Origin of the sequence: Myxococcus vastator, from assembly GCF_010894475.1 — a bacterium.
GTDB classification, from domain to species: Bacteria; Myxococcota; Myxococcia; order Myxococcales; family Myxococcaceae; genus Myxococcus; species Myxococcus vastator.
Genome location: NZ_JAAIYB010000482.1, coordinates 1 through 6,143, shown reverse-complemented (window position 1 = coordinate 6,143; position 6,143 = coordinate 1). Strand labels below are relative to the sequence as shown.

The 6,143-nt window shown below is 66.3% G+C and carries 5 protein-coding genes and 1 pseudogene; 2 read left to right on the top strand and 4 right to left on the bottom strand.

Going from position 1 to position 6,143, the window contains the following annotated elements:
* Positions 1–274: 274 nt before the first annotated feature.
* Positions 275–775, bottom strand: coding sequence for a transcriptional regulator (locus G4D87_RS31900; protein WP_163786465.1), 501 nt, complete (start codon positions 773–775; stop codon positions 275–277).
* 216 nt (positions 776–991) lie between these two features.
* Between G4D87_RS31900 and G4D87_RS31895 the strand changes: the two genes are divergently transcribed.
* A complete protein-coding gene (locus G4D87_RS31895) occupies positions 992–3,013 on the top strand; it encodes a lamin tail domain-containing protein (protein WP_163786464.1) in 2,022 nt (673 codons plus the stop codon).
* 87 nt (positions 3,014–3,100) lie between these two features.
* On the opposite strand, the gene G4D87_RS31890 is transcribed toward G4D87_RS31895, so the two are convergent.
* Both G4D87_RS31890 and G4D87_RS31885 read right to left on the bottom strand, forming a co-directional pair.
* Positions 3,101–3,565, bottom strand: a complete 465-nt coding sequence (locus G4D87_RS31890) for a hypothetical protein (protein WP_205507795.1) — start codon at positions 3,563–3,565, stop codon at positions 3,101–3,103.
* A gap of 299 nt (positions 3,566–3,864) precedes the next feature.
* Positions 3,865–4,179 (bottom strand): hypothetical protein, encoded by a 315-nt coding sequence (locus tag G4D87_RS31885; RefSeq protein WP_163786463.1) that lies wholly within the window; start codon positions 4,177–4,179, stop codon positions 3,865–3,867.
* Between the two features lie 725 nt (positions 4,180–4,904).
* On the opposite strand from G4D87_RS31885, the gene G4D87_RS31880 reads away from it, so the two are divergent.
* Positions 4,905–5,357, top strand: coding sequence for an SMI1/KNR4 family protein (locus tag G4D87_RS31880; protein WP_163786462.1), 453 nt, complete (start codon positions 4,905–4,907; stop codon positions 5,355–5,357).
* A gap of 560 nt (positions 5,358–5,917) precedes the next feature.
* On the opposite strand, the pseudogene G4D87_RS31875 reads toward G4D87_RS31880, so the two are convergent.
* Positions 5,918–6,143: pseudogene (locus G4D87_RS31875) on the bottom strand (hypothetical protein); the annotation flags it as partial.

Here is a 6,143-nt window from a genome sequence, read left to right as displayed (position 1 = left end):
GGACGGGGACGCTTCGGCCTCCACCGGGGCGGCCGGGCTGGAAGCCCCCACCTCGATGACGGTCACCTCGTCCTCTTCGTCCATGTGACGCTCGACGCTGCGGACCGCCGCGTCGATGACGTCCTGCCCGATATCTGTCTGGATTCTGCTCTTGTCGTTCGAGCCGGCCACGGCGCGTACTATCTCACGCGCCGCGGGACCTTCCAAATGGCGAGAAGGACGAAGGAAACCCGACCTGGCCCCCGGGCAGGCGGGCTTCACGTTCAGCGGAACTTCACGCTCCCGCGGTGGGCTTCTTGGGCCGGCCAATCGTCTTCTTGGAACCCGAAACAGCCTTCTTCGCCGTCTTCGTGGCGGGGCTCTTGGCCGCGGCGGTCTTCTTGCGGCCAATGGACTTGCCCCCGGCCTTCTTCGCGGCGGGGCGGGAGGCGCTGGCCTTGGGGGCCTTGGGCTCGGCCTTGGGCTCGGCCGGCGCCTGGGCGGTACGCGAGGACGTGGCCTGCTCGCCGCCCTCTTCGTTCGTGAAGGCGCGCTCGACGGCGCCCTCGACCTGACGCACCGCGACTTCAATCTTCTCCGCGGCCACCTTGCTGGTGCTGGCGGCCCAGGTGCGCAGCTGCTCCAGGCCCTCCTTCACCTTGGCCTGGTTCTGGGGGTCCTTCACTTCCTTGAGGAGGCGCTCGGCCTCTCCGCGCAGGTCATCGGTGGTGCGCTTGAGCTCGTCACCGGTGCGCTTGAGGAAGTCCATCAGCTGCTTGTCCCACTTGTTGGCCATGTGCTGTGTCCTCCATGGGGCAGTCATCCCCCGAAAAAACCATTCCACTCCACGGCTGCCCGGAGCGCAAAACCTTCCAGCGCTTGCTTGAAACACGAACGATGTCGGCGGCCATTGCCTTCGTGCGACGCGCTTCGTGCATACGGGTGTCCGTCGGGGCTAGAGTGGGCGCGCCGTGGGCCCCACTCCTCGAGGCCCGCGCTGGAGCCCGCCGACATGCCGTTTTGCCGAATGGCGGGGATGCTCGCCGTCCTCACCTTGCTGTGCGCCTGCTCCGAGGGACGTGGAACCTCGGGGGGACCCCGTCTGCCCGCGGTCGACCTGTCTCCGACGACGGTGGGCCTTGCCTACGAAGCCATGTTCACCGCGTCCGGGGGCGAGCCGCCGCTGCGCTACACGGTGTCGCCGCCGCCGCAGGGCTTCTCCTTCTATACGGGAGAGGGGCGGCTGCAGGGCCCGGGCAACGAGGCCGGTGACTTCTCCCTCACCGTGACGGTGCGGGACGCGGACGGCCTGGAGAACGTGCGGACGTACGCGCTGAAAATCTATCCACGCCCGGAGGTCACCACCGACGGGCTCCCCGCCGCCACGGCGGGGGACAGCTACGAGCACGTCCTGGTCGCCACCGGTGGGCGCCCTCCCCTGCAGTGGGAGCTGGTGGGGGGCGCGCTGCCCACGGGCATCGCGTTGAGCGCCGCGGGCGTGCTGACGGGGCAGGCCCAGGGCGAGGGGAACCACCCCATCACCCTGCGGGTCCATGACGCCCACGGCGCCGAGGCCGAGGTCCAGCTGGGGCTGGAGGTGGTGGGGCCCGGGCAGACGCCGGACGGGGGCGCGCCGGATGGGAGCTTCCCGCTGTCGGTGGGGAACTGGAACATCGAGTGGTTCGGGGACCCGGACTATGGGCCCAACGACGAGCCGCTGCAGTTGGCCAATGCGCAGGCCGTCCTCGCCGACGCGGGCGTGGACTTCTGGGGGCTGGCGGAGATTGTCAGCACGGCGCAGTTCAACGCGCTGAAGGCGCGGCTGCCGGGCTACGACGGCTTCCTGGCGGACGACGGCTCGCGGGTGTCGTCGGGGTCGAGCTACTACGCGGCCAACGAGCAGAAGGTGGGCGTGCTGTTCAAGTCGGACGTGGTGCAGGTGCTGCGGGCGGACGTGGTGCTGCTGGACCACGACTATGACTTCGGCGGGCGTCCGCCGCTGCGCGTGGACCTGCGCATCCAGCGCGGCGGCGCCAGCGTGGACGTGACGGCGTTGGTCCTCCACATGAAGGCGCTCACCGGTCCCGACGACTACGCGCGGCGCCTGTCGGCCTCCGGGTGGATCAAGGACTACCTGGACCTCCGCCTGCCCACGCAGCGGGCCATGGTGGTGGGGGACTGGAATGACGACGTGGATGTGTCCATCGCGACCAATCCCAACACCGGGCTGAAGTTTGAATCGCCGTTCCGCAACTTCGTGAACGACTCGGCCAGCTACAAGTTCACCACCCAGGCCCTGTCCGAGGCGGGCATTGGCAGCACGGCGAGCCGCAGCACGTTCATCGACCATCAGCTCGTCACCAATGAGCTGTGGGCCGGATATGTCCCCAACTCGACCCAGGTGCTGCGGCCGAACATCACGGGCTACCGGAACAACACGTCCGACCACTACCCCATCATCAGCCGCTTCAACCTCGGCAATGCGGGAGGCGGTGGAACGGGGACCGGCGGGACGCAGTTCAAGGTGTTCATCAACGAGTACCTGCCGCAGTCACACAACATCCCGGGGACGAGCACGCCGGATTATGACCAGCAGTTCGTCGAGCTGGTGAACGCGGGCACCACGGCGGTGGACCTGGGCGGCTGGAAGGTTCACGACGCCAGCTCCTACGCGGGCGAGGATGACACGCGGCACGTGTTCCCCGCGGGGACGATGATTCAGCCGGGCAAGTCGTATGTCGTGTACTCGGGCCCGACGGCGGTGCCCGGGGGCGTGACGAACGCCACGGCGGCCTCGGGAAGCGGGCTGTACTTCAACCGGGGCGTCAACGTGGGCAGCAGCGGCGACACCGTGTACCTGGTGCGTCCGGATAACACCGTGCAGGACAGCGCGGGGTATCAGGACACGACGGTGGGTGTCTCCTACAACCGGAGCCCGGATGGGAGCGCCACGGGGAGCTGGGTGCCGCATACGCAGCTGTCAGCCGGCGTGGAGGCTTCGCCTGGGCGGCGGGTGAACGGCACGGCGTTCTGATGGGAGCTTCTTCAGACTGCTCCTGACAATCCTCAACGCGCCACGACGCGTGCCGCTACCACGCTGAGGAGACTTCCCCCGCGTAGATCATTCCTCTGTGTAGACGGACTGAGCTCCCACGTTGCGCAGCGTGACCTCGAAGGAGACGGGCTTCTCCAGCGGGAAGCGCGGCGAGGTCAACGCGCCTTCGCGCCGCAGCACCCGGAGCGGCCTCGTCGGCATGTGCGCGGAGGCCTTGCGCATCTCGTTCAGCAACGGCTCCAGGGCGCCCGGGACGGCGTGGAGGGGGAACGTCCGCGTGTCGATGTCCTCTCCGTCGGAGCTCTCACCCACCGACACCATCTTCGTGTCGGGCGGCAGCTCCGTGGCCACCGGCAGGGCGATGAAGTCAATGTCGCCATGCAATTGCTTCAGCCGCGCATACGTCCCGGGGGACAGCTCGTCCTCGTAGTAGCCAATCTCCTGCCGTCCCTGGAAGTTGTTCGACAGGTCCACGGAGCCCTTGCCGGCCGGAGGAAAGGCGGCGCCCAGGGAGCCATTCGGCAGGTCCATGAAACAGCACCAGGTAACCCTTGCGCATCACGTCTCCTTCGCGCTGGGAATGACTGCCAGCGTCAGGTCGCCCCTGGGACGACAAGGGGCGACAGTCCACGATCTTCAGACTCCCCTCAGGAAGCCGGAGGACTTCTTGCAAGGGCATGTGAAGTAGAACTGCACGAAGGGCCCTCCCGGAGGAGCACCGACCACCTGAATCAAACCACCGCAGTAGACGCACTTCTCATTTGGGGCCTGCCCCAGTCGGACCGAGCGGATTGCTCGAAGTACGGCCTGCTCCGCGTGTTCTGACTCAGTCACGGCGTGCCTCCAGCGGTCCGACTCTCAAGAAAGAAATTGTACCGGCGGACATCCTCGCCGCCTGGCCTTTTCCACCACCTCGGTCTCCCTAAACTGCTGGATACGAACTTTCTCACCCACGTCGGCAGAGAGGGCAGGACGTAGACATCCTCCGAGAAAGCCTCCCAGCCCGCCCCCTGCGTTGGGAGGAACTCCTTCACGCCATCCCAGTCCGCCACCACGCCCACGTCCGGGTCCGGGATGCAGAAGACCTGTTCGTAACCGAGCTGGTCCTCGAACTCCGTCAACTTCTGCGGATTGACCAGCAACATGGGTTCTCCCCAGGCAGTCGAGCCGAAAGCCTTGCACAGCAGGATTGCGGTTCGTGCTTGTCTTATTTATCTCATTAAAACAAGGAGCCACCGTTACCTTCCGTGCGCCGCCAGCGTGCCCCTTCTGCTCGCTGTCGTTGGCTGCGGTTCGGCCACAGTCAGCACCACAGGCGTGAAGCCCTCGGCGAAGTGGGTAGGCCCGGCAGTGCCGAGTCCGGCCGGTGGGACGGTGCAGACAACCATCTACTATGGTCCCTGGCTGTGCAGCGCGGCCTGGATGGAGCGGTGCCAGCGGCGGTGTGCGACACAGGGGCGCACGCTGCTCGGTTGCATCTGGCTGGCGGACATCAAAGGGGACTGGGAGGGACGATTCATGGCCCTTCCAGCGGCGGCTGGCGGTCGCCTCGCAATGACCCACTGCTGCTGCGACTACCCAACCGTCGCCGACGGCGAGCGGCGACGGACGACCTGGAACAACGCACGCGAGGGCTTCCGAGAGGGATGGGCAAGGGAGTTCGGCGCGTGGCCGCAGAACGACGGGGACCACTGGCCCGGACACCACATCTTCGACTTGTGGCATGGCGGTCATCCAACAGCACGCGACAATGTCCTGCCTGTCCCTCCTGCGGTACACAAGGTCATCAACAAGGCGTACCCGGCGTGCTACAGCCCCGGCGGACAATGGAGCATCTCGGGGCCTGACAGGCCCTACGTGGACTAAGGCTATGAGAAAGCTCCTAGAAGAAATCTCGCGCGTCCACTTCCCGAATGCTCCCGCAACGCCTGAACAGGTTGCGGCTTTCCAATCGCGGGTCGGCTGGCAACTCGATGAGGATCTGCGCGCCTTCTACCTGCACTGTGATGGGGCGACGCTGTTCCGTCGGCGTCCCGACGCGAACTACCGCATCCTATCCCTGGCTGAAATCGAGCGGGCCCGCATTTGCCTGCGTGGGGAGGATGACGACTCGATGGGGGCGGCGTCCTGGTACACCCTTGTCTACTGCCAGGACGGCGACTACGTGCTGGTGGACGTGGCGCCCTCGGGTGGCCCGTACCCTCTGCTCGACGCCTACCATGAGACGTACCCTCACGAACTTCGGCAAATAGCGGGCTCATTCCGCGAGTTCCTTGAGCGCGCCCTCGCGAGCGGCAACCGCTTCTACTGGCTGGAGGAATAGGGGGACAGCGGCAGACCTCCTGTGCCAGGGAAGCGGTGGCATGCAGTCCTCACGCTTTGCCGTCATGCGAGTACACATGGCGGAGCGCAACTTCTGGCGCGAGCCGCCAAGTAAAGAGGCGTGGGTGCTTGTCGGATGGCCGCGCGGCGATGCAGTCCCAACGAAGCATCACCGCTCGTCACCGCATCCATACACAACGCCCAAAGAGTTGGTTTGCTTGTCCAAGTGTTGCCGCGCACGCTATTAGAGGGATGGGCGTTTGTTCTCGCGCGCACTAACTGGGGACTCGCAAGGAGAAGCTCCGACAATGCCCTCACGGAGCCGGACCGTCAGAAATCACGCTCGTGATGGAACCCAATTCCTTGACGCGACAGCAGTTTCCGCGAAAGTCGGAACTGATTGCTCCCATCCCAGGCCTGATGCGTTCTCGGGTGTCTGCGATTTCGTGAGGAGGCCGCGTGAGAGTGAGGCGCGGTGCGGCAAAGCTTCGCCGTTCGGCCGGGGCGCCGTGCGCATGGAGGAGAGTGGCGGCCAGAAGCGGAGGGAGGGCCGGCGAGCCCTCAGTCCGGCGTGGCCAATGCCGTCTGTCGTCGTCCATGGACGAGGCTGTCGCGCAGCAGCTCGCATGCGCGTGTCCACTCCTCGAGGTGACGGCCTTGCGGAGGCAGACGCGTTCTGAAGCAGGCGAGCAGATTGAAGGCCATCGCCCGCAGCCAGGCCACCACCTCCAGGGCCGTGCGCGTTGGGCGGCAGGGCTGGCGCGCGTCCTCGCCCAGGACGACGTCC

What these genes read in the sequence shown, in the direction of transcription:
- G4D87_RS31900 (WP_163786465.1), bottom strand. Translation starts at nt 775, where the DNA reads ATGGCCAACAAGTGGGACAAGCAGCTGATGGACTTCCTCAAGCGCACC.
- G4D87_RS31895 (WP_163786464.1), top strand. Translation starts at nt 992, where the DNA reads ATGCCGTTTTGCCGAATGGCGGGGATGCTCGCCGTCCTCACCTTGCTG.
- G4D87_RS31890 (WP_205507795.1), bottom strand. Translation starts at nt 3,565, where the DNA reads ATGGACCTGCCGAATGGCTCCCTGGGCGCCGCCTTTCCTCCGGCCGGC.
- G4D87_RS31885 (WP_163786463.1), bottom strand. Translation starts at nt 4,179, where the DNA reads ATGTTGCTGGTCAATCCGCAGAAGTTGACGGAGTTCGAGGACCAGCTC.
- G4D87_RS31880 (WP_163786462.1), top strand. Translation starts at nt 4,905, where the DNA reads ATGAGAAAGCTCCTAGAAGAAATCTCGCGCGTCCACTTCCCGAATGCT.